Origin of the sequence: Pseudomonas sp. Marseille-Q5115, from assembly GCF_916618905.1 — a bacterium.
Classification (GTDB): domain Bacteria; phylum Pseudomonadota; class Gammaproteobacteria; order Pseudomonadales; family Pseudomonadaceae; genus Aquipseudomonas; species Aquipseudomonas japonica_A.
Genome location: NZ_CAKAKI010000001.1, coordinates 5011300 through 5036445 on the forward strand (window position 1 = coordinate 5011300; position 25146 = coordinate 5036445).

The window sequence follows — 25146 nt, forward strand, 5'->3', positions numbered from 1 at the left end:
GCGGCAAATGGGCGCCACTCTAGCAGAAAACCCGATTCGAGTTCCTGCCAGGGCAGGCCCAAATCGGTGGTTCGACACAGGCATTGCAGGAGGGGGCGTCAGCCCCCGAACTGGTGCCCGCTGCTACGCCAGGCATCCGTTCCCGGTTTCCGCCTGCGGCGCCAACCGGTCCCACAGCAGGGATCAAACCGCCAGCAGGTATCCACCGGCGATGGCGGCGCCCAGGCCGGCCAGGCGAACCAGCGGCGCGGCGGCGCGAGGCATCCAGCGAGCCAGGGCGTAGCCTGCTCCATGCAGGGCAGCGGTGGCGGCGATGAGCCCGGCGGCGTAGGTCCAGGCGCTGGCCATCGCGGGCAGTTCCAGGCCGTGAGCCATGCCATGACATACCGCAAACCCCGCAGTGGCCAGCATGGCCAGTGGCAGCGGCGGGCGAACCGCCAAGGCGACCGCCAGCCCCAGTGCCAGTACCGATGCAGCGATACCGCTTTCCAACCCCGGCAGGTTCACCCCGGCAAAGCCCAGCGCCCCACCCACCAGCATGCTGGCCAGGAACGTACAGGGCAGAGCCCAGCGGGCACGCCCCTCCTGCTGGGCCGCCCAAAGGCCGACTGCGACCATGGCAAGCAAGTGGTCCAGCCCGCCGAGCGGGTGGCTGGCGCCGGCCAGCAGGCCTTGGCCATGCCCTGGGTGGGCAAATGCGGCGGCGGGTGCCAGGAGGAGGGTAAGCGCGGCGAATAGTTGATTACGGGTCACGGTGGCTTCCTTGTGTAGTTCAAGCTGCGCTGAGCAGCCCTTGGCGTTCGATGAAGGCAATGATCGCTTCCAGCCCTTGGCCGGTTTTCTGGTTGCTGAACACGAATGGTTTTTCGCCGCGCATCTTGCGGGTATCGCGGTCCATGCTTTCCAGTGATGCGCCCACTTGGTCTGCGAGGTCGATCTTGTTGATTACCAGCAGGTCGGATTTGCAGATGCCCGGGCCGCCCTTGCGTGGCAGCTTGTCGCCGGCGGATACGTCGATCACATACAACGTGAGGTCGGACAGTTCCGGGCTGAAGGTAGCCGACAGGTTGTCTCCGCCGGACTCCACCAGAATCAGGTCCAGCCCTGGGAAGCGCCGGTTGAGCTGATCCACGGCCTCCAGATTGATGGAGGCGTCTTCGCGGATGGCCGTGTGGGGGCAGCCGCCGGTTTCAACGCCAATGATGCGCTCTGGCGCCAGCGCTTCGTTACGCACCAGGAAGTCGGCGTCTTCGCGGGTATAAATGTCGTTGGTCACCACGGCGAGGTTGTACCGCTCGCGCAACGCCAGGCAAAGCGCCAAGGTAAGGGCGGTTTTACCGGAGCCGACAGGGCCACCGATACCGACGCGCAGGGGTTGGCTGTTCATGGGTTCTCCTAGGATCGAAAAAGGCGGCTGTACTGGCGCTCATGGGCCATGCTGGCCAGGGCCAGGCCGAAGGGGGCGCTGCCGATGTCGGCGGGGTCCAGCGCGCATGTAGCGCGGTGGGCTTCTTCCAGCGCCGGCAGCAGTTCGCTGGTCAATTGCTGGGCGGCTTGCTGGCCCAGCGGCAATGTTTTCATCAGTACGGCCAGCTGGTTTTCCAGCCAGCCCCATAGCCAGGCGGCCAAGGCGTCATGCGGGGTGATGCCCCAGGCGCGCGCCGCCAGCGCCCAGCCGAGTGCCATGTGAGGCTCTTCAAGGCTGTCGAGAAACTCGCGGCCAGCGGCGTCCAGTTCCACCAGGCCAAGCAGCAGTTGGCGTAACGAATAGCCCATTTGCCGGCTTTCCAGATGCAGCTCACGGGTTTCCCGGCTGGCGCGGTACGCTTCGCAGCGCTGCCGCAGCCCGGGCCAGTCCTCGGCCTCGGCCAACGTGCAATGGGCCAATAACTGGGGGGCATCGAAGCGAGGAAGGTTGAGCTCAAGTTGGTCACGCAACCAGATGGCCGCGGTTCCCCGGCAGGTAACCCAGCCCGCTTCCACTGCCAGCTCCAGCCCTTGGGAATAGCTGTAGCCGCCAATAGGAAGCTGCGGGCTGGCCAGGCGCAGCAGTGCCCAGGCCCGGTTCACCGAGGTGAGCCGAACTGGTGCAGGCGGGGTGCATAGTTAAAACCTTCCTCGCCCTGATGCGAATGGTGATGGCCACCGCCATAGGCGCCATGTTCAGGCTGGAAGGGTGCTTCCAGCGGCTCTACCGTGGCGCCAAGTTGTTCGAGCATGGCCTTGAGCACATGGTCGTCGAGCAGGCGCAGCCAGCCATCGCCGACCTGCAGCGCAACGTGGCGGTTCCCCAGGTGGTAGGCGGCGCGAGTGAGTTCAAGCGTGTTGGCGCAGGTAACCTGCAGCAGGTGCTCGGGGCGGGCGCACACCCGCACTACACGGCCATCCTCGGCCTGCAGAAATTCACCATCACGCAGTGGTGGTTGGCCGCGCTCCAGGAAAAGGCCCACGTCTTCGCCATCTGCGGCAAAGCAGCGCAAGCGGCTTTTGCTACGTGCTTCGTAGTTGAGGTGGATCTCGGCAGCCCAGCTAGGCTGCGGCGGCGTACGGCGATGAATCACAAGCATGCGTCTATTTCCAGCAAGACCGGTATCAAGCGTAGAGCAAGGGCCTTGCCAAGCCATGCGGTTGTGGCAAACAGGGGGCATGGAGCGGGGGAGTGAGCAGAGATAGCGCGCGGGATGGTAACTTCTTGGTGCATCCTGCGGTTTTTCGCACTTCGGTGGTGCAATGGCCTTTAACGAATCAGGCCCGCTGTTGAAAGGCGGGCCGGGTATTCGTAAGTCATATGCGACACTCAGGCAGTAGCGTTAAGGCTGCGATCAGCACCATCCTGGGCAACGGTGTTCAGCGAGCGATCCGAGCCATCTTGTGCAACGGTGTTCAGCGAGCGATCCGAGCCATCTTGTGCAACGGTGTTCAGCGAGCGATCCGAACCATCCTGAGCAACGGTGTTCAGCGAGCGATCCGAACCATCCTGTGCAACGGTGTTCAGCGAGCGATCCGAACCATCCTGTGCAACGGTGTTCAGCGAGCGATCCGAGCCATCCTGTGCAACGGTGTTCAGCAAGCGGTCCGAGCCATCTTGAGCAACGCTGTAGCCATGGGTCACTACGATAGCGGCGGTGGGTTTGGCCTGGGCCGAAATGGCCTGTTCGGTAACTGGCAGTGCGAAAGCGCTTACGGTAACAAGCGAGAGGGCGGCGGCGAGGACTTGAAGTTTCATGGTGGTAGCTCCGAAAGTGGGGGTGAAAATCTGTCTACGGGGCCAATGCTACGCTGTGCTCGCCACAGCGGAAGTTGATCGTGGGAATGATAACAATCGACCGGAATGATGTTAAAAAAATCGTTATATAACAACCATTTATCGTTGTTATTGGCTTGATTTCCCCCCGGCGTAGCCGGCACGGGCCGCAGCTATCGAACCTCTACCGCCTCGTTGTAGTCACACCCTTGACCATCGTTAGCGCGCTCGAGAGAGAGGGTCGCTGTAAGGAGAACCTATGTCCCGCCCGCTTCGCATCGTCGCCTGGACCCTCGCTGTCCTGCTCGCCCTGCTTATAGCCGTTGTGGTCTTTATCGCGGTGTTCGACTGGAACCGGGTGAAGCCGACCCTCAATGAGAAGGTGTCCGCAGCCCTGCACCGACCCTTTGCCATTAATGGCAACCTGGCGGTGGAGTGGGCACGCCAGCCGGACGAAGGCGGCTGGAGGGCATGGGTGCCGTGGCCGCAGTTCATTGCCGACGACATCAGCCTGGGCAACCCGGAATGGGCGAAGGCGCCGCAGATGGCCGGCCTGAAGCGCGTAGAGTTTCGCCTGTCCCCGCTGCCGCTGATTGCGCAGCATATCGTGATCCCGCGGATCAACCTTACCGAGCCCAGCGCTGATCTGCAGCGGCTCAAGGACGGCCGGGCCAACTGGGATTTCGACCTTGGGCCAAAAGACCAAAATGCCGAGCCTTCGAGCTGGGTATTGGATATCGGCGCGATCGGCTTCGACAAGGGGCGGGTAACCCTTGATGACGCCACCTTGGCAACGCAGATGGAGGTGTTGATCGATCCATTGGGCAAACCCATTCCCTTCAAGGCACTGGCGGGCGGCAGTGAAGCAGCCAAGGCGCTGGAGAAAGAAGGCAATAGCGCGCAGGACTACGCGTTCGGGTTCAAGGCCAGCGGCCGTTATAAAGGGCTGCCGGTCAAAGGCGACGGCAAGATCGGTGGGCTGCTGGCATTGCAGGATGCCGCCCAACCGTTCCCGGTGCAGGTAGATGTAGCGGCGGGTGACACCCGAGCGGCGGCTGTTGGCACGCTGACCGACCCACGCAACCTCGGCGCGCTGGACCTTCATTTGAAGCTTTCTGGCAGCAGCCTGGGCAACCTGTACCCACTCACCGGCGTAACCCTGCCGGATTCCCCGCCTTACAGCACTGACGGCCATCTTGTGGCCCGCCTGCATGAACCCAGCGGGGCAACCTTCCGCTATGAAGGGTTCAATGGCCGGATCGGTGACAGCGACATCCATGGCGACCTCGGTTTTGCGGCCACCCAGCCCCGGCCGAAACTGACCGGCAAGCTGGTTTCCAATCAGCTGCTGTTCGCGGACCTGGCGCCGCTTATTGGCGCTGATTCCAATGAAGAACAAAAAGCCCGAGGTGGTGCCAGCCAGCAGCCCGAAGGCAAGGTATTGCCGGTGGAGGCGTTCAAGACGGACCGCTGGCGTGCGATGGATGCGGATGTGCAGTTTGCTGGCAAGCGCATCGTAAAAAGCGAGAGCTTGCCCATCACAGACCTTAACACCCACGTGGTGCTGGACGATGGGCGCCTGAGCCTCGATCCCCTGCGCTTCGGCGTGGCAGGCGGGCAATTGAACGCCCAGATAGACCTAAACGGCCGCGCCGCGCCGCTACAAGGCCAGGCCCGGCTGAGCGCCCGCGGGTTCAAGCTCAAGCAGCTGTTCCCGACCTTTGAGCCCATGCGCACCAGCTTCGGCGAGCTGAACGGCGACGCGCAGTTCTCCGGGACCGGCAACTCGGTGGCAGCATTGCTGGGTTCGTCCAACGGCAACTTGAAGATGCTGGTGAATGACGGCGCGGTAAGCCGCGACCTCATGGAAATTGCTGGGCTGAACGTAGGCAACTACGTGATGGGCAAGATTTTTGGGGACAAGGAAGTGAAGATCAACTGCGCCGCGGCGGACGTGGGCATCAAGGATGGATTGGCCAGCACCAACCTCTTCGTGTTCGATACTGAGAACGCGGTCATTTACATCGACGGCGACGCCAACTTCAAGACCGAGCGCATGGACTTCAAGGTTACCCCGGAGTCCAAGGGGTTCAGGTTGCTGTCGCTGCGTTCGCCGTTGTACGTCCGTGGCACCTTCGGCCAACCGAGCGCTGGTGTGCAAACCGTTCCGTTGCTGCTGCGTGGGGCTGGGATGGTGGCGCTGGGTGCGGTAGTCGCGCCCGCTGCCGGGTTGCTGGCCTTGGTGGCGCCAAGCGGGGAAGCACCTAACCAGTGCCGGCCGTTGCTGGAGCAGATGAAGGAAGGCAAGGTACCGCAAACGGTGCGTTGAACACCCGATTCCCGCACTGGCAGCAGCGGAGCTTGCTCGCGACCCGTCGCAAAACGGCGGTATACGTTGTCGCGGGCAAGCCCGGCTGCTACGCGGAATCAGCCAAGGTCAGCCAGGATGTCCGCCATGTCGTCGGCATGTTCTTCTTCCTGGGCCAGGATGTCTTCGAAGATGCGGCGGGTGGTTGGGTCTTTTTCACCGATGTACTGCACGATCTCGCGGTAGGCATCAATGGCGATGCGCTCGGCGACCAGGTCCTCGTAGACCATTTCCTTCAAATTGCTGCCAGCCTTGTATTCGGCGTGGGACATGGCTGAAATCTTGTCCGGATTGAATTCCGGCTCGCCGCCCAGCTGCACGATGCGCTCGGCCAGGCGGTCGGCGTGCTCGGCCTCCTGCTTGGCGTGCTCGAGGAATTCATCGGCGGCCACGCTGGCCTTCAGCCCGGTGGCCATGAAGTAGTGGCGCTTGTAGCGCAGGGTGCACACCAGCTCGGTTGCCAGGGATTCATTCAGCAGGCGGATCACTTCTTCGCGGTCAGCGGTATAACCTTCCGTTACCGCGCCGTTGTCCACGTTCTGGCGGGCGCGTTCTCGCAGGGCGACCTTGTCTGTCAGTTGCAGGTTAAGCATGGTTTCTCTCCAGGCGGTTCACGGGTAGTACCGGCTCGCTCTGTTACGCCCAGGGCGCCCGGCGAGCTCGGTTCAGATGTGAGTAGCCGCTGCGGCGAAGGTTTCACCCAGGCGTCGCAGCGGCAGGGCTCACTTGGCCTGTTCGTTCTGTTTGCGCTGCTCGCAGGTCATGAAGCCTTTGGTATCCACCAGGCCGGCGCTGCTGAAGCTTACGTAATAGGCCTGCTGATGGCCTTCACGGTTGAGGATGTAGTTGTTGCAGGTGCCATTGCTGGAGCCGGCGGTGCCTTCAACCACCGTGGAGGGCGGACCGGCGATGGTGCGCACTTGCTCCATGGTCATGCCTTTTTCCACTTGCTTGACCAGAGGCTCGTTGCGGTAGGTGACAAAGTCCACCGGGTTTTCGGGGGTGGTCTGGCAACCGGCAAGCATGGCGAGCGTGCACGCAGCGGTCAGGGTTTGCCTAAACATGGGTATCGCTCCTTCTAGGGCCGAAGTGGCTACATTTTTGGAGCTTTGTTTGTGCGCAAGAGTTCGAACTTTCAACACATCGAGCAGCGCTTGGAGTGCCGCCCCGCTTAAGGCTGGTGGTACGACGTGTTCACTGGCAGACTGCCCATCCTTCCCGCGTGGTTTGTTCGAGGCCGTATGCCCACGTTTTCTTCACGTCATGTACTGATCGCCAGTTGGGTGCTGGTTATCGGCGGGCTGCTGCTGGTGCTGCCGCTGCGCTTGCTCCCGAGCCTTCTGGCCGGCCTGCTGGTGTTCGAGCTGGTCAATATGCTCACCCCGCAGCTGCAAAGGCTTATTGCCGGCCCCCGGGCGCGGTGGGTAGCCGTCGCGTTGCTGGGAACGCTGGTGGTGAGTGCGCTGGCGTTGATTTTCTTCGGTGCCTTCAGCCTCGTGCTGCATGAGGTAGAAAACCCTGGTGCCTCGCTGGACAAGTTCATGGGCGTAGTGGACCGGGCTCGAGGCCAGTTGCCACCCGCCGTGGATGCCTATCTGCCGGCCAGCGCAGCGGAGTTCCGGGTGGCGATTGGCGCATGGCTGGGCAAGCATGTAAGCGACCTGCAGTTGATGGGCAAGGACGCGGTACACACGTTTGTAACGTTGCTGATCGGGATGGTGCTGGGCGCAATCATCGCCCTCCAGCGCGCCCCTGATCATGCCGATCGCCAGCCGTTGGCCGCCGCCCTTTATCAACGCGTCACGCTGCTGGTGCAGGCGTTTCGCAACATCGTGTTCGCGCAGCTGAAGATTTCGCTGCTCAACACCACCTTCACGGCGATTTTCCTGGCGGTGGTCCTGCCGTTGCTGGGCATCAAGCTTCCGCTGACCAAGACGCTGATCGTAATGACGTTTCTGCTGGGCCTGCTGCCGGTGATTGGCAACCTGATGTCCAACACGCTCATCACCATCGTGGGGCTTTCGCTGTCGATCTGGGTCGCGGTTGGCGCGCTGGCCTACCTGATCCTTATCCACAAGGTGGAATACTTCCTCAATGCCCGCATCGTAGGCGGGCAGATCCGTGCGAAGTCCTGGGAGCTGTTGCTGGCGATGCTGGTATTCGAGGCGGCGTTCGGGTTGCCCGGCGTGGTGGCCGGGCCGATCTATTACGCCTACCTCAAAAGCGAGCTGCGTGAGGCTGGCCTGGTCTAGCCGTAGCGCCGCCAGGCTTCGATGGCCAGCCCGCTGCCAATGCTGCCAAAGCGGTTGCCTTCCACGTGTCGTGCATTGGGCAGCATTGCCGCCACGCTGTCCCGTAGCGCCGGAATGCCGCTGGAGCCGCCAGTGAAGAACACGGTGTCAACCTGGGTTTCGGTGATGCCGGCGCGCTGGAGGGTTTCGCTCACGCTGTTGCGCACGCGCTCCAGAAGGCCCTCGATAGCGCTTTCGAACAACACCCGGGTAAGGTCCGCGCTCAACCCCGGCTCGATGCGGCTCAGGTCCAGCACCCGGTTTGGCGCTTCGGTGAGCTGGATCTTGCTCTCTTCTACTTCCATGGCCAGCCAGTGCCCGGCGCGTTGCTCGATCAGCCGGAACAGGCGGTCGATGCCCAGGGTGTCCTCGATGTCGTAACGCATGTTGCCCAGGGCGATCTGCGATTTCTGCAAATACACCGAGTTGATCGTGTGCCAGGTGGCCAGGTTCAGGTGGAAGCTGGTAGGCATCAGCGCCTGGCTTTTCATCCGGCTGCCATAGCCGAACAGCGGCATCACGCCCTGCAGGCTGAGCTGCTTGTCGAAATCCGTCCCGCCCACGTGCACACCGCCGGTGGCGAGGATGTCGCTCTGGCGTTCGGTGAGCGCGCGCCGCTCGGGTGCCAGGCGCACCAAGGAGAAGTCCGACGTACCACCGCCGATATCCACGATCATGACCAGCTCTTCGCGATCGATCCCCGACTCATAGTCGAATGCCGCAGCAATGGGCTCGTACTGGAACGACACCTCTTTGAACCCGATCTTGCGCGCGACCGCGGCCAGCGTGTCTTCTGCCTCCTGGTCGGCCACCGGGTCTTCATCCACAAAGAATACCGGTCGGCCAAGTACCACCTGGTCGAAATCGCGGCCACCGGCCTGTTCGGCACGTTGCTTGAGCTGCGTGATGAACAGGCCCAGCAGATCCTTGAACGGCAGGGCGCTGCCCAGCACGCTGGTATCATGCTTGATCAGCCGCGAGCCCAGCAGGCTTTTGAGGGAACGCATCAGGCGCCCTTCGTAACCTTCCAGGTATTCCTTCAAGGCCAGCCGGCCGTACACCGGGCGGCGCTCCTCGGCGTTGAAGAACACCACGGAGGGCAAGGTGATCTTGCCGTCTTCAAGTGGCAGCAAGGTGTCCTCGCCAGGGCGGTACCAGCCTACCGTGGAATTGGACGTACCGAAGTCGATGCCGCAGGCGCGAGCGAAGGGAGCGGAGGTCATGGAGCGGCCCTGGGGAAAAAACGGCCGCGCAGTGTATGCCACGGTTACCCGAAATCGAAGGGCAGGCGTCGGTTATTTTACTGGGCAGGCACCTTGAAAGAAGCACTCCGGCCCCCCATCTGGATGCCATTCCTGCGCGAACCTTTGCCACAGGCAACGTCTGATTGAGGACGCCCTCGCGCTTTTCAATTTTCAGGTGGTACCCACAGATGGATTTCAAAGACTACTACAAGATACTTGGAGTGGAGCCCAGCGCGGATGAGAAGACCATCAAGGCTGCCTACCGCAAGCTCGCCCGCAAGTATCACCCGGACGTCAGCAAGGAGCCCAATGCCGAGGCGCACTTCAAGGAAGCGAACGAGGCTTACGATGCGCTGAGCAGCCCGGAAAAGCGCGCCGAGTATGACGAGCTGCGCAAGTATGGCGTGCACGGCAGGCCATTCCAGGCACCGCCGGGCTACGGTGGCGGCGGTAACTTCGGCGGCGACACGGCCGATTTCTCGGAGTTTTTCAGCTCCATCTTCGGCAATCAGAGCCGCGCCGGTAATCCCTTCGGCAGCGCCCGGGGCCAATCACGCAGCAGCAGCCGGCGGGGCAAGGACGTGGAACTGGAACTGGCGTTGTTCCTTGAGGAAACCCTGGCTGGCGAGTCCAAGCAGGTCAGCTTCCGCGTGCCTCAGTACAACGCGGCCGGCCATCCTGCGGGGAGCGTTACCAAAACGCTGAACGTGAAGATCCCCGGCGGCGTGACCGACGGTGAGCGCGTGCGCCTGAAGGGGCAGGGCGGGCCCGGGCACGCGGGTGGCGAAGCCGGGGATTTGTACATCACCATTCGCTATGCCCCACACCCGCGCTTTACCCCTAAGGGTACCGACCTGGTGGTTGAGGTGCCTGTTGCGCCCTGGGAACTGGCGCTGGGCGCGAAGGTGCCGGTGCCTACGCTCACGGGCCGGATCAACTTGACCATTCGCCCCGACAGCCAGAACGGCCAGCGCCTGCGTGTGAAGGACAACGGTTTGCCCATCAAGGGTGGCGGCCGAGGCGACCTGTTCGTGCAGCTCAAGGCAGTGATGCCACCGCGCAACGAAGCCACCCGCGAGCTGTGGGAAAAACTCGCCAGCAAGGCAGGCTTCGATCCCCGGGCGTAAGGCGAGCCACAAGCGGCAAGCGGCAAGCGGCAAGCGACAAGCGACAAGCGACAAGCCCATAGCTTTTAGCTTTTAGCTTTTAGCTTTTAGCTTTTAGCTTGCAGCTTGCAGCTTGCAGCTTGCAGCTTCCGGCTAGAACAGAAAATACCGCTGGGCCATGGGCAGTTCGTCCGCCGGTTCGCACCACAGCAGCACGCCATCGGCCTTGACCTGGTAGGTCTGGGGGGCCACTTCGATGTGGGGCTGGTAGCTGTTGTGGATAAGGTCGGCCTTGGTCACGTTGCGGCACCCTTTCACCACAGCGATGGCTTTTTTCAGCCCCAACTGCTCCGGTACGCCCGCAGCTTTCGCGGCCTGGCTGATGAAGGTCAGGCTGGTGGCGTGGCGAGCGCCGGCGTAGCTGCCGAACATGGGCCGGTAGTGCACAGGCTGGGGCGTGGGAATGGAGGCGTTGGCATCGCCCATCAGGCTCGCTGCGATGGCGCCGCCCTTTAGGATCAGGGTGGGCTTGACTCCAAAGAACGCCGGGCGCCACAGCACCAGATCGGCAAACTTGCCCACTTCGATCGAGCCCACTTCGTGGCTGATACCATGGGTGATCGCCGGATTAATCGTGTACTTGGCGATGTAGCGGCGTGCCCGGAAGTTGTCGTTACGCTCACTGTCTTCGGGCAACGGCCCGCGCTGCTTGCGCATCTTGTCGGCGGTTTGCCAGGTACGGGTGATCACTTCCCCTACGCGACCCATGGCCTGGCTGTCCGAGCTGATCATGGAGAACGCGCCAAGGTCATGCAGGATGTCCTCGGCGGCGATGGTTTCCCGGCGGATACGGCTTTCCGCGAAGGCCACGTCCTCGGCGATGCTCGGGTCCAGGTGATGGCAGACCATGAGCATGTCCAGGTGCTCGTCGATGGTGTTGCGGGTAAATGGCCGGGTAGGGTTGGTGGAACTGGGCAGCACGTTCGGCAAACCACAGGCCTTGATGATGTCCGGTGCGTGCCCGCCCCCGGCGCCTTCGGTGTGGTAGGTGTGAATAGTGCGGCCCTTGAACGCGCCCAAGGTGGTTTCCACGAAGCCGGACTCGTTCAGGGTGTCGGTATGGATCGCCACCTGCACGTCGTATTGGTCGGCCACAGACAGGCAATTGTCGATGGCGGCCGGCGTGGTGCCCCAATCTTCATGCAGCTTAAGGCCAATGGCCCCAGCCTCCACCTGCTCGATCAGCGGGCCTGGCAGGCTGGCGTTGCCCTTGCCGGTAAAACCGATGTTCATGGGGAAAGCGTCCGCGGCCTGGAGCATGCGCGCCATGTGCCACGGGCCGGGGGTGCAGGTGGTGGCGTTGGTGCCAGTCGCAGGCCCCGTGCCGCCCCCAATCATGGTGGTGACGCCGCTCATCAGTGCCTCTTCGATCTGCTGCGGGCAAATGAAGTGGATATGGGTGTCGATGCCACCGGCGGTTAGGATCATGCCCTCGCCAGCGATCACTTCAGTGCTGGCGCCCAGCGCGATGGTCACCTCCGGCTGGATATCCGGGTTGCCGGCCTTGCCGATTGCGGCGATGCGGCCATTCTTCAAGCCTACATCCGCCTTGACGACGCCCCAGTGATCAAGGATCAAGGCGTTGGTGATGACCGTGTCCACTACTTCGGCCGCCAGCAACTGCCCCTGGCCCATGCCATCGCGGATCACCTTGCCGCCGCCGAACTTCACTTCTTCCCCGTAACTGGTGAAGTCTTTCTCCACTTCGATCCACAGCTCGGTGTCGGCCAGCCGTACCCGATCGCCAACGGTAGGGCCGAACATGTCGGCGTAGGCCTGTTTACTGATTTTCATCCCCAATCCCCGGATCAAGCTTCAAGCCATAAGCTTCAAGCTACAAGTAAGTCTGCGGCGCCGCTCGGGCCGCGTGAATGCTCATGTTCGCCGCGGCCGTTGCTTGCCGCTTGTAGCTTGTGGCTTGTCGCTGTCATGGGCGATCAAGATCGCCCATGACTCGCCCTGCGAAGCCATACACTCGGCGCAGACCAGCCAGTTCTACCAGCTCTACCTCACGTGACTGCCCAGGCTCGAAGCGCACCGCGGTGCCGGCCGGGATGTTCAGGCGCATGCCGCGCGCGGCGGCACGGTCGAAGGCAAGGGCATCGTTGGTTTCGAAGAAATGGAAGTGCGAGCCCACCTGGATAGGCCGGTCGCCGCTGTTGGCCACGGTAAGGCTATGGGTGCGACGGCCGACATTGAGTTCGATCTCGCCAGCGTCGATGCGGTATTCGCCTGGGATCATGCGCGAGGTCCTTGCAGGATTTTGTAGTAAAGGGAAGTAGGGCGGTACGTGCCGTCGGGCGAACAGGCGTAGTCGGGGATTTCCCCGCCGCGCTGGTAGCCCAGGCCTCGATAGAAATGTTCCGCCGTCGATCCGGTTTCAGTGTCCAGAAACAGCAGCCCACGCTGAAGCTGACGGGCACTGGTTTCCAGTTCGAGCATCAGTTGCGCGCCCAGGCCGTGCCGGCGGCTGTCGCTGCGTACCAGCAGCTTCTGTACTTCGGCACGGTTCAGCCCGTTGGGCTTCTGGCACAGCCCCAACTGCGCGGTCGCCAGCACTTGCTCGTGCTTGACCACCACCCAGAGCAGGCGGCTGCCCTGGTGGATTTCGCTGTGTACCTGGGCGAAATAGTCCGCTGCCCCAGCCGCGTCCAGGTCTTCCAGGAAACCCACGGAGGCTCCGTTGGCGACTGCATCAAGTAGCAGCTCTACCAGCCCGGGGCGGTAATGGGCGAAGCTTTCCACGGTGACGCGACGCAACTGTGCAACGTTCATGGCTTACTCCGGTCTTGAGGGCGGCGCAGCGCCAGGGGCAAGAATCAACTGCATGAAAGTCAGGTCCAGCCAGCGGCCGAATTTCACGCCCACCTGGGGCATCTGCCCGGTCACTGTGAAACCGTGCCGCTCATGCAAACGGATCGAGGCGGCGTTGCCGCTTTCGATGGCGGCGACTACCACGTGCTTGCCGCAATCCTTCGCGCGCTGGATCAGTGGGTCGAGCAGCTTTGCGCCCAGGCCCAGCCCCCGCTGCCCGTCGCGCACGTACACCGAATTTTCCACGCTGTGGCGGAAGCCGTCGAAGGGCCGCCAATCACCGAACGAGGCATAGCCGAGCACCTGTTCGGCGGCGTCCACCGCCACCAGGATCGGATACCCCTGTTGCTGGCGCAGGTCATACCAGGCTTGACGGTTCGCCAGGTCGACGAGGCTGTCGTTCCAGATGGCCGTGGTGTTGGCCACGGCGTCGTTGTAGATGTCCAGAATGCCCGGCAGATCCGTCGGGGTGGCATCGCGTATTTCGATTGTCATCGGGGCGCTCAAGCAATTGGCTGATGTACGGTCACCAGCTTGGTGCCGTCAGGGAAGGTGGCTTCTACCTGGATCTCCGGGATCATCTCGGCGATGCCTTCCATCACCTGGTCGCGGCTGAGCAGCGTGGTGCCGAAGTGCATCAGTTCGGCTACGGTTTGCCCGTCTCGGGCGCCTTCGAGCAATGCTGCGGAAATGTAGGCCATCGCTTCGGGGTAATTGAGCTTCAGGCCACGGGCCAGGCGTCGTTCGGCGACCAGGCCAGCGGTGAAGATCAGCAGCTTGTCTTTTTCGCGGGGGGTCAGGTCCATGCGGGTTCGTTACCTATGTCTATGTGGCCCAGATGCGCGGAGGTACGGCATCCCGACCGAGTAATTGGGGGCGTAGCAGTCGCCAGAGGCTGATCAGCCAGTCCCGGGCATGCAGCGCTTCACTGGCCAGGCAGCGGGCGATGACCAGCTCGGGTAGCTGGCTGAGATCACCTTGCCCGAGGCAGGGCAGTGCCCGGCACTGTTCCAGCAGCTCGGCGCTGGCCTGGCCGGTGATGATCAGGGTGGCGAACACGGGCTGGCCGCGCAAGCCGATTGGAGAAGCCAGCAGGCGATCATTGCCCACCAGTCGCTGGCGCTCATGCCAGATAAGCTCGCCGTTTCGGCGGATATCCAGCGCCGTCTGCACGTAGCCGGAGGCGAAGGCCTCGCCACTGGCGGGCCGGCCGAGTGCGACCACGTCCCAGTAGCACAGGCGAGCATCGCCTTGGAGGTTGATGCGGGTCTCCAGCTCGGCCTGTGCCCCGCTGAACACGATGGTTTCCTGAGGTAGCCATTCCAGCGTGGCGCCAGCGCTGGCGTGCAGTTCCAGGATTTGCCGGGCCGCGCTGTCGGCGCGGTACCACTTGGCGGCGCCAGGGCTGGTGAGTTGCGCCCAGGCGCTTTCACCCACATCGGCGCACACGGCCAGGCGATCTCCGCCCGCGATGCCTGCTGGCGGGTGAACGATGATGTGTTGGCACACCTGAGGCCCCTCGGGGTACAGGTGCTTCTGCACCCGCAGCGGGCCCAGGTGGCGACGGCGGACAGGCCGGGTGGCGTCGCCGTCACGCGCATAGGCAAGGTCCAGTTCGGCATGCCAGCTAGGAACGAACAAGGCAGGGTTAAAAGGTAGGTTCATGGTCGGTTCAGTCAGATGGTTACCAGGCCGCGCACACCGTCAGCTTCCATGTCGGCGCCACGCCCTTCACGAATGATCTCGCCCCGCGCCATGACCATGTAGTGGTCGGCGAGCTCGGCGGCAAAGTCATAGAATTGCTCCACCAGCAGAATGGCCATATCCCCACGCGCGGCCAGTTTACGAATGACCGCACCGATTTCCTTGATCACCGAGGGCTGAATCCCTTCGGTGGGCTCATCCAGAATCAGCAGCCGTGGCCGGCTGGCCAAGGCACGGCCGATCGCCAGCTGTTGCTGCTGCCCGCCGGACAGGTCACCGCCGCGGCGGTGCTTCATTTCGAGCAACACGGGAAACAGCTCATAGATGAAACCGGGTACTTCCTTGGCTTCACGCGCCGGGAACCGGGACAGGCCCATCAGCAGGTTTTCTTCCACCGTAAGCCGCGGGAAGATTTCCCGGCCCTGCGGCACGTAGGCGATACCGGCGTGCACCCGCTGGTGTGGCTTGAACCCGGTGATCGGCTTGCCTTCCCAGCGTACCTGCCCTTCCTTGGCCGGCAACAGGCCCATCAGGCAACGAAGCAAGGTGGTTTTGCCCACGCCGTTGCGCCCGAGCAGGCAGGTGACTTCACCCACCCGCGCCTCGAACGAAAGGCCCCGCAGGATGTGGCTGCCGCCGTAGTACTGATGAAGCGTTTCGACCTGGAGCATGTTGTTATTCCTTTGGTTCGGCACATCCTTGGTAGGAGTGAGCGAGGCTCGCGAAAATGAGCAAATCGTTCGCGAGCTCCGCCCGCTTCCTACAGGGCTCCTGGGCGTCAGCGGCCCAGGTAAACCTCGATCACCCGCTCGTGGGCCTGCACTTCTTCCAGCGAGCCTTCAGCGAGTACGCTGCCCTGGTGCAGCACGGTCACGTGGTCGGCGATGGTACCCACAAAGCCCATGTCGTGCTCCACCACCATCAGCGAGCGCTGGCCGGCCAGGGTCTTGAACAGCTCGGCGGTGAACTCGGTTTCGGCGTCGGTCATGCCCGCCACGGGTTCGTCCAGCAACAGTAGCTGCGGATCCTGCATCAGCAACATGCCGATCTCCAGGAATTGCTTCTGCCCGTGAGACAGCAATCCCGCTGGGCGCGAGGCAGAGGCGGTGAGGCGGATCGTCTCGAGAATTTCCTCGATATGGTCCCGTTGCTCACCCTTGAGCCGCGCCTTGAGGCTGGCCCACACCGACTTGTCCGCCTTCTGTGCCAACTCCAGGTTCTCGAACACGGTCAGCGCTTCGAACACGGTGGGTTTCTGGAATTTGCGGCCAATCCCCGCCTGGGCGATCTGCACTTCACTCATGCGGGTGAGGTCCAGGGTTTCACCGAACCAGGCCCCGCCGGCGGTGGGCCGGGTTTTGCCGGTTATCACATCCATCATGGTGGTTTTGCCGGCGCCGTTGGGGCCAATGATGCAGCGCAACTCACCTACGCCGATGTACAGGTTGAGGTTGTTCAGCGCCTTGAAGCCATCGAAGCTCACACTGATGTCTTCCAGGGTGAGGATAGTCCCGTGGCGGGTGTCCAGGCCGCCCGCACTGACCCCGCCCAGGCCAATGGCATCGCGGCTGGTGCCGGCGTCCTGGTTCGGGTCCAGCGCGGGTTCGAGCATGAAGTCGGGCGTAGGGGTGATTCTCATGATTCACCTCGCTTGTTCAGCAGGCCGATCACGCCTTTGGGCAGGTACAGGGTGACCACGATGAACAGCGCCCCGAGGAAGAACAGCCAGTATTCAGGAAAGGCCACTGTGAACCAGCTTTTCATGCCATTGACCAGGCCGGCCCCGAGCAGTGGCCCGATCAAGGTGCCGCGCCCACCCAGCGCCACCCATACGGCGGCTTCGATGGAATTGGTGGGCGACATTTCGCTAGGGTTGATGATCCCTACCTGTGGCACGTACAGCGCGCCGGCCAGCCCGCACAGCACGGCGCTGAGCACCCACACGAACAGTTTGAAGCCACGCGGATCGTAGCCGCAGAACATCAGGCGGTTCTCGGCGTCGCGCAGGGCGGTAAGGATCCGCCCGAACTTGCTTTTCGCCAGGCGCCAGCCCAGGAGCAGGCTGGCTAGCAACAGCGCGACCGTCAGCAGAAACAGCACCGCCCGGGTGCCTTGGGAGGTGACGGAGAACCCCAGCAAGGTACGGAAGTTGGTGAAGCCATTGTTGCCGCCAAAACCGGTTTCGTTGCGGAAGAACAGCAACATGCCAGCAAAGGTAAGGGCCTGGGTCATGATCGAAAAGTACACGCCCTTGATCCGCGAACGGAAAGCGAAAAACCCGAATACCAGTGCCAGCAGCCCCGGCGCCAGCACCACAAGGCACATGGCCCAGAGGAAGTGCTGGGTGCCGGCCCAATACCAGGGCAGCTCGGTCCACGACAGGAACGTCATGAACGCGGGTAGGCCGTCACCCGCGGCTTCGCGCATCAGGTACATGCCCATGGCATACCCGCCAAGGGCGAAGAACAAGCCGTGGCCCAGGGACAACAGGCCGGCGTAGCCCCACACCAGGTCCAGTGCGAGGGCCACAATGGCGTAGCAGAGGATCTTGCCCACCAGGGTAAGTGTGTAGGCCGACACTTGCAGGCTGTTGGTTTCAGGCAGCAACGACAACAGTGGCAATGCCAGCAAAACCAGCGCCACCACCGCGCCCACGGCAATCGATACACGAGGGCCGGCCTTGCGCGCGACGGTAACCATCAAAGGTTGATTCATCAGTCGATCACCCGCCCTTTCAGTGCGAACAGCCCTTGTGGGCGTTTCTGGATGAACAGGATGATCAGCGCCAGGATAAGGATCTTGCCCAGCACCGCGCCGATCTGTGGTTCGAGAAACTTGTTGGCAATGCCCAGGCCGAAGGCGGCGCAGATACTGCCGGCCAATTGGCCTACGCCGCCGAGCACCACCACCAGGAAGGAGTCGATGATGTAGCTCTGGCCCAGGTCAGGGCCTACGTTGCCGATCTGGCTAAGGGCTACCCCGCCCAGGCCTGCAATGCCGGAGCCCAGGCCGAAGGCGAGCATGTCTACCCGCCCGGTAGGCACACCGCAGCAGGCGGCCATGTTGCGGTTCTGGGTGACGGCGCGCACGTTCAGGCCAAGGCGGGTTTTGTTCAGCAATAGCCAGGTAAGGCCCACCACGAACAGCGAGAAGCCGATGATCACGATGCGGTTGTACGGCAACACAAGGTTAGGCAGCACCTGAATGCCGCCGGACAACCAGGCCGGGTTAGCCACTTCGACGTTCTGTGCGCCGAACACCACGCGGATGAGCTGGATCAGGATCAGGCTGATACCCCAGGTGGCCAGCAGGGTTTCCAGCGGGCGGCCATACAGGTGACGAATCACCGTACGCTCCAGCGCCATGCCGATGCAGGCAGTAACGAAGAACGCTACCGGCAAGGCCAGTAGCGGGTACCAGGCCAGCGCAGCCGGGGCATAGTGCTGGATCGCCGACTGCACCACATAGGTGGTATAGGCCCCCAGCATCAGCATCTCGCCGTGGGCCATGTTGATCACGCCCAGCAGGCCGAAGGTGATTGCCAAGCCGAGGGCGGCCAGCAGCAGGATCGAGCCCAGCGACAGGCCGCTGAACGCCTGGCCGAGCAGTTCGCCGACCATGAGCTGACGGTTCACCTGTACCAGGCTGGTCTGAGCGGCGGTGCGCACGGCGGCGTCGGGCTCCACGTCGGGCGCGAGCAATGCTTCCAAGCGCGTACGGGCGACCGGGTCGCCCGTCTCTCCAAGTAACCGAACCGCCCGCAGCCGAACGTCCGGCGAAGGGTCGGTGAGTTGAAGGTTGGCCAGCGCCAGGCCCAGCGCGGCCTTGATGCCTACGTTCTTTTCGCCTTCAAACTGATGCTGCAAAGTGCCGACCTGAGCGGGCAGGGCGCTGCGTTGCAGCTGCTGGGCAGCGGCCAGCCGCACGGCATCGTCATTGGACAGTAACTGGTGGCTGGCGAGGGTGTTGTTTACCAAGCCTCGCAAGCGGTTATTCAGTCGCAGTTTGCGCGGGTCATCGACAGGGGTGGGCACATCCACGCCAACCATCTTGCCGTCGGTTTCGATGAAGGGGTGTTTTTCGCTATCAGCGGCCAGCCGGCCTTCCTGCACTGCCTGTAACAGGGGCAGGCGGTCAGGGACGGGCTGTGCCGCCCAGGTTTCCAACAGTCGCGCTTGGCCCGAGGCATCGGCGGCAACGAAGTCACCGGCATCACTGGCGTGGGCGGCCAGCGGTAGCAGCAGGGTGAGCAGTACTATCAGTCGGTTGATGTGCATCAGGCTACTCCTCGCGCCTTGGCGGCACCTGCCGGGCGGGCAGGGCCGCGAACCCTTGGGGAACCCTTCGGGGCCATGAAGGCGGTGGATCAGTTGCTCTTCACCGGGTGGTCAGGCTTCTTGTCGTTGCCAGGGATGTACGGGCTCCACGGTTGGGCGCGGATCGGCTCCTTGGTCTGCCACACCACGTTGAACTGACCGTTGTCTTCGATTTCGCCGATCATTACCGGCTTGTGCAGGTGGTGGTTGGTCTTGTCCATGGTGAGGGTAAAGCCCGATGGCGCCTTGAAGGTCTGCCCGGCCATGGCTTCGCGCACCTTGTCCACATCAGTGGATTTGGCTTTCTCGACCGCCTGCGCCCACATATGAATGCCTACGTAGGTGGCTTCCATTGGGTCGTTGGTCACAACGGTGTCGGCGTTCGGCAGGTTGTGCGCCTTGGCGTAGGCTTTCCAGTCGGCCACGAACTTCTTGTTCACGTCGTTTTCGACGGATTCGAAGTAGTTCCAGGCGGCCAGGTTGCCCACCAGCGGCTTGGTGTCGATGCCGCGCAGTTCTTCCTCACCCACGGAGAAAGCCACCACCGGTACGTCGGTCGCTTCCAGGCCCTGGTTGGCCAGTTCCTTGTAGAACGGCACGTTGGAGTCGCCGTTGACGGTAGAGATCACAGCGGTTTTGCCACCGGCGGAGAACTTCTTGATGTTCGCCACGATGGTTTGGTAATCGCTGTGGCCAAAGGGCGTGTACACCTCTTCGATGTCTTTGTCGGCCACCCCTTTGGAGTGCAGGAAGGCGCGCAGAATCTTGTTGGTGGTGCGTGGGTACACGTAGTCGGTGCCCAGCAGGAAGAAGCGCTTGGCCGCGCCGCCGTCTTCGCTCATCAGGTACTCGACCGCCGGGATGGCCTGCTGGTTAGGTGCGGCGCCGGTGTAGAACACGTTAGGGCTCATTTCTTCACCCTCGTACTGGACGGGGTAGAACAGCAAGCCGTTGAGCTCTTCGAACACCGGGAGTACCGATTTGCGCGATACAGACGTCCAGCAGCCAAACACTACCGCTGCCTTGTCCTGGGTAAGCAACTGTCGGCCCTTTTCCGCGAACAATGGCCAGTTGGACGCCGGGTCCACCACCACTGGCTCCAGCTGCTTGCCGTTCACCCCGCCCGCCTTGTTGATCTCGTCGATGGTCATCAAGGCCATGTCTTTGAGCGAGGTTTCGGAGATGGCCATGGTTCCGGACAGCGAATGCAGAATGCCAACCTTGATGGTTTCCGCGGCCTGGACAGTCCAGGTCAAGCCCATCGCGGCAACGGAAGCCGAGAGGGTAAAAGCCTTTAGCAAACTGCGGCGCTTCATGTGCTATCTCCAGTGCTTTGGTTTTTTGGTATGGGCAGACGGCGTGCTCCTGAACGGACCATTGCAAGGGGTGTGCCGGAAGAACGGAACGGCCCGCCAACGCGGAAGTTGACGGGGTGGTCAACCCTGGCGTTGCGCCAGGGAAGGGCCTGGACAGGGCGCTGGTGCATTCGCGCGCCCTATTCTGGTGCCTGTGCAGGCGGTTTGGAGGGTTATGCCGTTTCCGGCACCTTACGCATCCACCGCAGCACGCCGTACTCAAGTACAGCGACTGCCAACAGCGAAGCGCCCACGAGCGGGAAGGCCAACCCCAGCGCAATCATCACCACCACAGCGGTTTTCCACAGGGGCAGGCCGTGACGCAGCGGTGGCACGCCCAGGCCTTTGGCTGGCCGGCGCTTCCACCACATCACCAGGCCACTCACCGACCCCAGCAGTACCATCAGGCACACCACCAGCACGATCAGCTGGTTGGCCAGCCCGAACATCTTGCCTTCGTGCAGCATCACCGCCAGCTCGGTGGCGCGAGCCAGCAGGCCGTATTGTGCGTAGCGGACATCAACCAGCACCTGGCCGGTGTACTGGTCGATGTGCAGCGTGGCATCGTTGCGCGGATCGTCGGCAAACACCGCAACGGTGTACACCCCTGTGCCGGTTTTGGGCAGGGTAATGCTGTAACCCGGATGCACGCCTGCGCGTTCGGCGGTTTCGACCACGCCCTGCAAGCCCACCTGCGGTGCGGCGGGCCCGCTGTTCGCGCCAGCATGGCCCATATGCTCGGCATGGGCGCCGCCGCTCACGGGCATCGGCGTGGTTTCCAAAGCCCAAGGTACCGTTTGCCGGGCGGCGTCGTTGAGGGTACGGGCTTTCACGTCCGACAGCGGTACCTCACTGAACATCCCTGTCGGGAAGCGATTCCACAGCTCGGCGTACTGTTTGCCCCAGATGCCTGTCCAGGTCATGCCAGTGAGCAGCATGAACAACAGCCCCAGCGAGCCCCAGAAACCGACCACCGCGTGCAGGTCCCGCCAGAATATACGGCCGCGGCTGCGCAGGCGCGGCCAGAGCGCGCCGGCAGCACCATTGCCGCGGGGCCACCAGAGGTAAAGCCCGGACACCACCAGGACGATTCCCCAGCCGGCGGCAAGCTCGACCACGGCGTCGCCTACCTTGCCCACCATCAACTCGCCGTGTAGCGCCCGCGCGATGGCCTGCAGGTTGTACAGGCCATGCTGTGTGCCCAATACCTGGCCCGTGTACGGGTTGATGAACAGGTCGAGCGTGGCGCCATTCACCTGCAGCACAAACTGGGCGCTGCTGTCCGGTGTGGCGGGCGGCAGGTACTGGTCGACGATGGCGCCAGGGTAGGTTTCCTGCACCCGGGCCAGTTGAGCGTCCGCCGAAAGCGCCTTCTCCTGCACCTCTACCTGAAGCAGGTGCGGGTACATGAGCGGGTCGAGCTGGGGTTTGAACAGGTAGATGATGCCGGTGATGGCCAGCAGGATCATCACCGGGGCCACGAGCAAGCCTGCGTAGAAATGCCAGCGCCAGGCCAGGTTATAAAAGGAAGTGCGCATGATCGTGCCTCGAAGCTCAGAAGGTCAGGTCAACTTGGGTCCAGAGCGTGCGCCCCGGTTCGCGTATGGCTTCGGTGGCATCCCCGGGGTAGCCGAAGCCCGCATTGCCCGCCAGGTTCAGGTGCTCGGCGTAGTCCTTGCCGAAGAGGTTGTCCACGCCGGCGCTGACTTTCAGATGCGAGCTCAGCCGCACGGCGCCATTGAGTGAAAACACCCCGAAACCGGGCGTGTCCCGGTAGTCCTTGCCCACCACATTGCCGTGGCCCGGGTCGGTGCGGTGCTGAGCGCTCACCACTCGCCACAGTGCGCCGGCGCTCCAGCGGTCTTGCTGGTAACTCAGGCCCAGGCGGGTATCCAGCGGCGGCATTTGCGCCAAGGGCCGGCCATCGCTGCGGTTTTCGCCCCAGGCATAGGCGACGGTCACGTCGGCTTTCCAGTGTTCATCGAGGTGCCAGGCGGCCCCTGCCTCCCCACCGGCGATACGTGCGCTCACGTTTCGGGCGGCAGACTGCCCTGCGGTGTAGTCGAACAGGATGTAATCCGTCACATGCCCCGCATAGGCCGATAGCCACGCCTCCACGTGCTCGCCCTTGTATTGGAGCCCGGTGTCCAGCTGGGTGGTTTTTTCCGGGCGGATACCGTCGAAGGCGTTGGCGCTTCCCGCTGGGCCACTGGTGGGGGAATACAATTCCCAGTAATCGGGGAAACGTTGGGTATGGCCAACACCGGCGTAGGCGGTGACAGGCAGGCCCTGCAGGTCATGTTCGAAGCGCACGAAGCCGCTGGGTAACGTGTCGCTACGGGTTTCGTTGGCCGTGGGGTTGGGGCGCAAAGCCATGCCGGAGCCCAGGGTTGCGCGGTAGTCCCTGGCCGTGGCGTGATCCATCCGGGCGCCGCCAATCCAGCGGTCGCGCTCGGTTGCATGCCAGGTCAGCTCGGTGAAGGCGCCCAGGTTATTCATCACTGCATCCCGCTCACGGGGTACGTTGGCATAGGCACCTTCGCCCATGGCAGAGCGCTTGCGGTGCTCGCTGGTTTGTCCGTCTACTCCCGTCACCAGGTCCACGGTTTGCCATTCCCAGGTGGCTTTAAGGCGACCACCCAAAGTGCGCCTGTCCACGTTGCTGGCATAGGGGCCTGCCATCATCCCGCCTGCAGGCGGGGTGCGAAGGCTGTAGTTGTCCATCACATGGTCGGCATAGTTGTAATAGAACTGCGCTTCCAGGCTTTGAAGCACTTCCCCCAGCCCGTGTTGCTCCAGGCGCAGGCCCAGGCTTTCGCGCTTGAAGCTGGCGCCGTCCATGCCGCGGCCGGCGTAACGAGCTTCTCCATCACCCTTGCCGGCGGATAACTCGACGAGGGTATCTTCGCTTGGGGTGAAGCCGAGGGCGAGGTCACCGTTCCATTTGCGCCAGCGCGAAGGAACGGTGTCCCCGTTGCCGGCCTGGTAGTCGTCGGCCTGGGCATCGTTGGCGATGAAACGGGCATACGCCTCAGCGTTGCCAGCGGCGGTGTCCAGGCGCCGCTCGAAACGGCCGTTGGAGCCCGCCAGCAGGCTTGCCTCGCCCCGGGCGCCTGGCTCGATGAAGGTTTCCGGGTCGCGCTCGAACCGCACAGTGCCGGCCGAAGCGCCAGGCCCCCACTGCACGCTCTGGGGCCCCTTGACCACCACGAGGCGGTCGTAGCTCTGGGGTGAGATATAGGCCGTGGGCGCGTCCATCCGCCCGGGCAGGCGCCCACGATCTGCCCGCCATTGGCGAGGATGTTCAGGCGCGAGCCGAACATGCCGCGCAGCACAGGGTCGCCGTTGCTGCCGCCGTTGCGAATGGCGCTGAAGCCTGGAATGGTCTTCAGGTAGTCGGCGCCGTCGGTGGCGGGGAGGGTTGGCGAGGCGCCTTCGGGTCGGTAGTGATGGTGAGGGGGGATACCGGCGCCACGGCGGTGACCACGGTGGGCGCAAGCTCCACGTCGTCCTGGCGACCGGGGAGAACTTCTTCAGCGGCCAGGGCCGTTGGGCTTGCAAGGGCGCCGATCAGCAGCGCCGCGGAGCGCGGAGCGGGGCGCAATACGAAAGAAAAGGCAGGCATGGTTTTCCCAAAGCGATGAGCAGTCAGGCACGCGCCAGGGTTGCCGTAATACGGCAGCCGGCTTTGGCGCGTGATGCGAGGTCAGGCGTAAGGGAAAGGCGGTGGCGCGCGGGTGCGTGCGCCTGGGAATACCGGTTGCAGGCCATGGCCCTGGCGGGCCTGAACAAGCAGCTGGGTGGTGTGGGCGGGGGCGGCGTCAGCCTGGAACTGCAACGTTTGAGGCAACGCCGGGCAATGGAAGAACAGGCTGCAATAGCCGCATCGCTCCCACAGCGGATGAAGTTGCTTATCGCCCGTTTGCCCGGCCTGGGCCTGGCAGTGTTCCCCGGCGTCGCTCATGACCATGCCGGCATGGGCAGGCATGCTGGTTTGCATCGAAGCATTGCCGCCATGGTTCATTGGCATGGCTTGGGATATCAACGGCCCGATGAACATCATCAGCATCGCGAAGAGGCTGATCCATGCCCCCGGGCGGCTATGAGGCTGGATGCGCATCAGCCGCCGTGCTGGTGCATGCCAGCGCCTTCAGGAGGATCGGCCAGCACCTGCACCTGGACTTCCACATCGCCGGCCTTTTCAAAATGCAGGGTCAATGGAAAACGGCCGCCATCTGCCAGTTGGCTTCGATCGCCCAAGCCCAGCAGCATCACATGGTTGCCCATGGGCGCGAAGCGTACCTGGCCCGCGGCGGGAATGATCATGCCGTCGACCTGTTGCATCTTCATCATGCCATCGGCGCCGATGTGCTCATGGAGTTGAGCTTCGGCTGCCAGTGGGGACATCACGCCGGTGAGGCGGTCGTCACTCATGCCCGTATTGCGGATAACGAAGTAAACCGCGACCGTCGGTGCGTTCGGGGGGAGCTGCTGGGACCATGGCGCAACTACCTGCAGGTCGCCAATGCGGTAATCCTCGGCGCCTGCCAGGTTGCCGAACAAGGCAAGGGCCAGCGCGAAGAAGCAGGGCAGCGAGCGCCGAAGGAAGGGCATGTGCAGCGTCCGAGGCAGGGGGGAAGATGG

25 protein-coding genes and 1 pseudogene are annotated in these 25146 nt (G+C 63.1%); 3 read left to right on the forward strand and 23 right to left on the reverse strand.

The annotated features are described in order from the left end of the window. Positions 1-183: 183 nt before the first annotated feature. The 5 genes from LG385_RS22990 to LG385_RS23010 all read right to left on the reverse strand — a co-directional run bounded on the left by LG385_RS22990 (position 184) and on the right by LG385_RS23010 (position 3226). Positions 184-753 (reverse strand): HupE/UreJ family protein, encoded by a 570-nt coding sequence (locus LG385_RS22990; protein WP_225776044.1) that lies wholly within the window; start codon positions 751-753, stop codon positions 184-186. 19 nt (positions 754-772) lie between these two features. Further along, the gene (gene ureG, locus LG385_RS22995) at positions 773-1387 is read right to left on the reverse strand and encodes an urease accessory protein UreG (RefSeq protein WP_181110816.1); all 615 of its coding nucleotides are present in this window, start codon (positions 1385-1387) and stop codon (positions 773-775) included. Between the two features lie 8 nt (positions 1388-1395). Next, a complete protein-coding gene (locus tag LG385_RS23000; RefSeq protein WP_225776045.1) occupies positions 1396-2070 on the reverse strand; it encodes an urease accessory protein UreF in 675 nt (224 codons plus the stop codon). After that, entirely contained in the window at positions 2067-2567 is a 501-nt protein-coding gene (gene ureE, locus LG385_RS23005) for an urease accessory protein UreE (protein ID WP_225776046.1), read from the reverse strand. Before ureE ends, LG385_RS23000 begins: the two co-directional genes overlap by 4 nt. Before the next feature lie 230 nt (positions 2568-2797). Beyond that, on the reverse strand, positions 2798-3226 hold the full coding sequence (locus tag LG385_RS23010; RefSeq protein WP_225776047.1) for a phage infection protein: 429 nt from the start codon (positions 3224-3226) through the stop codon (positions 2798-2800). 277 nt (positions 3227-3503) lie between these two features. On the opposite strand from LG385_RS23010, the gene LG385_RS23015 reads away from it, so the two are divergent. Next, complete coding sequence (locus tag LG385_RS23015; protein WP_225776048.1) at positions 3504-5573, forward strand: AsmA family protein; 2070 nt, start codon at positions 3504-3506, stop codon at positions 5571-5573. 98 nt (positions 5574-5671) lie between these two features. Here the strand turns inward: LG385_RS23015 and LG385_RS23020 are convergent, their stop codons facing one another. Both LG385_RS23020 and osmE read right to left on the reverse strand, forming a co-directional pair. Beyond that, the gene (locus LG385_RS23020; RefSeq protein WP_181110811.1) at positions 5672-6205 is read right to left on the reverse strand and encodes a ferritin-like domain-containing protein; all 534 of its coding nucleotides are present in this window, start codon (positions 6203-6205) and stop codon (positions 5672-5674) included. 129 nt (positions 6206-6334) lie between these two features. Then, positions 6335-6676: an osmotically-inducible lipoprotein OsmE gene (osmE, locus tag LG385_RS23025; RefSeq protein ID WP_225776049.1), complete on the reverse strand. Its 342-nt coding sequence runs from the start codon at positions 6674-6676 to the stop codon at positions 6335-6337. 177 nt (positions 6677-6853) lie between these two features. On the opposite strand from osmE, the gene LG385_RS23030 reads away from it, so the two are divergent. Beyond that, positions 6854-7864 (forward strand): AI-2E family transporter, encoded by a 1011-nt coding sequence (locus LG385_RS23030; protein WP_225776050.1) that lies wholly within the window; start codon positions 6854-6856, stop codon positions 7862-7864. Here LG385_RS23030 and LG385_RS23035 read toward each other — a convergent pair. Then, entirely contained in the window at positions 7861-9126 is a 1266-nt protein-coding gene (locus tag LG385_RS23035; RefSeq protein WP_225776051.1) for an Hsp70 family protein, read from the reverse strand. The genes LG385_RS23030 and LG385_RS23035 overlap by 4 nt on opposite strands. Before the next feature lie 209 nt (positions 9127-9335). Between LG385_RS23035 and LG385_RS23040 the strand changes: the two genes are divergently transcribed. Next, on the forward strand, positions 9336-10274 hold the full coding sequence (locus tag LG385_RS23040; protein WP_225776052.1) for a DnaJ C-terminal domain-containing protein: 939 nt from the start codon (positions 9336-9338) through the stop codon (positions 10272-10274). A gap of 132 nt (positions 10275-10406) precedes the next feature. Here the strand turns inward: LG385_RS23040 and ureC are convergent, their stop codons facing one another. The 15 genes and pseudogenes from ureC to LG385_RS23115 form a co-directional block, all read right to left on the reverse strand. Further along, on the reverse strand, positions 10407-12107 hold the full coding sequence (gene ureC, locus LG385_RS23045) for an urease subunit alpha (RefSeq protein ID WP_225776053.1): 1701 nt from the start codon (positions 12105-12107) through the stop codon (positions 10407-10409). 133 nt (positions 12108-12240) lie between these two features. Continuing rightward, positions 12241-12555: an urease subunit beta gene (locus LG385_RS23050; protein ID WP_181110805.1), complete on the reverse strand. Its 315-nt coding sequence runs from the start codon at positions 12553-12555 to the stop codon at positions 12241-12243. Beyond that, positions 12552-13088, reverse strand: coding sequence for a GNAT family N-acetyltransferase (locus LG385_RS23055; protein ID WP_225776054.1), 537 nt, complete (start codon positions 13086-13088; stop codon positions 12552-12554). Before LG385_RS23055 ends, LG385_RS23050 begins: the two co-directional genes overlap by 4 nt. 3 nt (positions 13089-13091) lie before the next feature. Beyond that, complete coding sequence (locus LG385_RS23060; RefSeq protein WP_225776055.1) at positions 13092-13622, reverse strand: GNAT family N-acetyltransferase; 531 nt, start codon at positions 13620-13622, stop codon at positions 13092-13094. Between the two features lie 8 nt (positions 13623-13630). Then, a complete protein-coding gene (gene ureA / locus LG385_RS23065; RefSeq protein ID WP_181110802.1) occupies positions 13631-13933 on the reverse strand; it encodes an urease subunit gamma in 303 nt (100 codons plus the stop codon). 19 nt (positions 13934-13952) lie between these two features. Further along, positions 13953-14792, reverse strand: a complete 840-nt coding sequence (locus tag LG385_RS23070) for an urease accessory protein UreD (protein ID WP_225776056.1) — start codon at positions 14790-14792, stop codon at positions 13953-13955. 11 nt (positions 14793-14803) lie between these two features. Next, positions 14804-15502 (reverse strand): urea ABC transporter ATP-binding subunit UrtE, encoded by a 699-nt coding sequence (gene urtE, locus LG385_RS23075; protein WP_181110800.1) that lies wholly within the window; start codon positions 15500-15502, stop codon positions 14804-14806. A 107-nt stretch (positions 15503-15609) separates the two neighbouring features. Beyond that, positions 15610-16470: an urea ABC transporter ATP-binding protein UrtD gene (gene urtD / locus LG385_RS23080; protein ID WP_219854608.1), complete on the reverse strand. Its 861-nt coding sequence runs from the start codon at positions 16468-16470 to the stop codon at positions 15610-15612. Then, positions 16467-17546, reverse strand: a complete 1080-nt coding sequence (gene urtC / locus LG385_RS23085) for an urea ABC transporter permease subunit UrtC (RefSeq protein WP_225776057.1) — start codon at positions 17544-17546, stop codon at positions 16467-16469. The genes urtD and urtC overlap by 4 nt, the downstream gene beginning before the upstream one ends. After that, positions 17546-19108, reverse strand: a complete 1563-nt coding sequence (urtB, locus tag LG385_RS23090) for an urea ABC transporter permease subunit UrtB (RefSeq protein WP_225776058.1) — start codon at positions 19106-19108, stop codon at positions 17546-17548. Before urtB ends, urtC begins: the two co-directional genes overlap by 1 nt. A gap of 89 nt (positions 19109-19197) precedes the next feature. Next, entirely contained in the window at positions 19198-20463 is a 1266-nt protein-coding gene (gene urtA, locus LG385_RS23095) for an urea ABC transporter substrate-binding protein (protein ID WP_225776059.1), read from the reverse strand. A 212-nt stretch (positions 20464-20675) separates the two neighbouring features. Beyond that, positions 20676-22040: a PepSY-associated TM helix domain-containing protein gene (locus LG385_RS23100; RefSeq protein WP_225776060.1), complete on the reverse strand. Its 1365-nt coding sequence runs from the start codon at positions 22038-22040 to the stop codon at positions 20676-20678. 16 nt (positions 22041-22056) lie between these two features. Next, positions 22057-24127 (reverse strand): annotated as a pseudogene (locus LG385_RS23105) (TonB-dependent copper receptor). An 81-nt stretch (positions 24128-24208) separates the two neighbouring features. Next, the gene (locus LG385_RS23110) at positions 24209-24622 is read right to left on the reverse strand and encodes a DUF2946 domain-containing protein (protein ID WP_225776061.1); all 414 of its coding nucleotides are present in this window, start codon (positions 24620-24622) and stop codon (positions 24209-24211) included. After that, a complete protein-coding gene (locus LG385_RS23115; RefSeq protein WP_225776062.1) occupies positions 24622-25116 on the reverse strand; it encodes a copper chaperone PCu(A)C in 495 nt (164 codons plus the stop codon). The genes LG385_RS23110 and LG385_RS23115 overlap by 1 nt, the downstream gene beginning before the upstream one ends. Positions 25117-25146: the final 30 nt, after the last annotated feature.

Bases quoted from the DNA above. Each gene is read 5' to 3' on its own strand.
- LG385_RS23055 (WP_225776054.1), bottom strand. From the start codon at position 13,088: ATGAACGTTGCACAGTTGCGTCGCGTCACCGTGGAAAGCTTCGCCCAT.
- LG385_RS23015 (WP_225776048.1), top strand. From the start codon at position 3,504: ATGTCCCGCCCGCTTCGCATCGTCGCCTGGACCCTCGCTGTCCTGCTC.
- ureE (WP_225776046.1), bottom strand. From the start codon at position 2,567: ATGCTTGTGATTCATCGCCGTACGCCGCCGCAGCCTAGCTGGGCTGCC.
- ureG (WP_181110816.1), bottom strand. From the start codon at position 1,387: ATGAACAGCCAACCCCTGCGCGTCGGTATCGGTGGCCCTGTCGGCTCC.
- urtB (WP_225776058.1), bottom strand. From the start codon at position 19,108: ATGCACATCAACCGACTGATAGTACTGCTCACCCTGCTGCTACCGCTG.
- ureA (WP_181110802.1), bottom strand. From the start codon at position 13,933: ATGGACCTGACCCCCCGCGAAAAAGACAAGCTGCTGATCTTCACCGCT.
- urtD (WP_219854608.1), bottom strand. From the start codon at position 16,470: ATGAGAATCACCCCTACGCCCGACTTCATGCTCGAACCCGCGCTGGAC.
- ureC (WP_225776053.1), bottom strand. From the start codon at position 12,107: ATGAAAATCAGTAAACAGGCCTACGCCGACATGTTCGGCCCTACCGTT.
- LG385_RS23040 (WP_225776052.1), top strand. From the start codon at position 9,336: ATGGATTTCAAAGACTACTACAAGATACTTGGAGTGGAGCCCAGCGCG.
- LG385_RS23050 (WP_181110805.1), bottom strand. From the start codon at position 12,555: ATGATCCCAGGCGAATACCGCATCGACGCTGGCGAGATCGAACTCAAT.
- LG385_RS23070 (WP_225776056.1), bottom strand. From the start codon at position 14,792: ATGAACCTACCTTTTAACCCTGCCTTGTTCGTTCCTAGCTGGCATGCC.
- LG385_RS23060 (WP_225776055.1), bottom strand. From the start codon at position 13,622: ATGACAATCGAAATACGCGATGCCACCCCGACGGATCTGCCGGGCATT.
- LG385_RS23030 (WP_225776050.1), top strand. From the start codon at position 6,854: ATGCCCACGTTTTCTTCACGTCATGTACTGATCGCCAGTTGGGTGCTG.
- osmE (WP_225776049.1), bottom strand. From the start codon at position 6,676: ATGTTTAGGCAAACCCTGACCGCTGCGTGCACGCTCGCCATGCTTGCC.
- urtE (WP_181110800.1), bottom strand. From the start codon at position 15,502: ATGCTCCAGGTCGAAACGCTTCATCAGTACTACGGCGGCAGCCACATC.
- LG385_RS23110 (WP_225776061.1), bottom strand. From the start codon at position 24,622: ATGCGCATCCAGCCTCATAGCCGCCCGGGGGCATGGATCAGCCTCTTC.
- urtA (WP_225776059.1), bottom strand. From the start codon at position 20,463: ATGAAGCGCCGCAGTTTGCTAAAGGCTTTTACCCTCTCGGCTTCCGTT.
- LG385_RS23010 (WP_225776047.1), bottom strand. From the start codon at position 3,226: ATGAAACTTCAAGTCCTCGCCGCCGCCCTCTCGCTTGTTACCGTAAGC.
- LG385_RS23115 (WP_225776062.1), bottom strand. From the start codon at position 25,116: ATGCCCTTCCTTCGGCGCTCGCTGCCCTGCTTCTTCGCGCTGGCCCTT.
- urtC (WP_225776057.1), bottom strand. From the start codon at position 17,546: ATGAATCAACCTTTGATGGTTACCGTCGCGCGCAAGGCCGGCCCTCGT.
- LG385_RS23035 (WP_225776051.1), bottom strand. From the start codon at position 9,126: ATGACCTCCGCTCCCTTCGCTCGCGCCTGCGGCATCGACTTCGGTACG.
- LG385_RS23100 (WP_225776060.1), bottom strand. From the start codon at position 22,040: ATGCGCACTTCCTTTTATAACCTGGCCTGGCGCTGGCATTTCTACGCA.
- LG385_RS23020 (WP_181110811.1), bottom strand. From the start codon at position 6,205: ATGCTTAACCTGCAACTGACAGACAAGGTCGCCCTGCGAGAACGCGCC.